Source organism: Pseudoalteromonas sp. S4492 (assembly GCF_005886115.1).
In the GTDB taxonomy this organism is placed as follows: domain Bacteria; phylum Pseudomonadota; class Gammaproteobacteria; order Enterobacterales; family Alteromonadaceae; genus Pseudoalteromonas; species Pseudoalteromonas gelatinilytica.
In genome coordinates, this window is the sequence record NZ_PNCP01000203.1 from 1 (window position 1) to 378 (window position 378).

Annotated in this window: 1 protein-coding gene; it reads right to left on the reverse strand. The window is 50.3% G+C overall.

The genetic code is table 11. The features are described 5' to 3' along the window. On the reverse strand, nt 1-378 hold a 378-nt coding region (locus CWC28_RS21385; protein ID WP_283206564.1), incomplete at both ends, for an alkyl sulfatase dimerization domain-containing protein.

The following is a 378-nucleotide window of genomic DNA, read 5'->3' on the forward strand; positions in this document are numbered from 1 at the left end:
GACACCTCTCCTTAGTTCCAGTGCATACTTTTCACCGGATGGCAGTTCAAAGGCTCCCGTAATTTCAAGATCAGCCGTTTTTACTGGATCGACCCGGACAGCCATGTGTTGCAATACCACACTGGCAGGCATAGCAGCCATTACACCACTGGAGCGGGTATTGAGAGGCCTTGGGGCCTTACCTTCCATTTCCAGAGCCGAGCTCAAGTAGAAGTTTCTCCAGTTCACATTGATCTGGTCAAACGCCAATGGTCGGAATGCCTTAGCCTTCAACTGACGCGCAGTCATATCTTCTCTGTCCAAAGTGATCAGGTAGCTAGTCACCTCTGCAACCCAACGGAAATCACCGTCATCGAGAGCTTTCTCGGCATTTTTCAG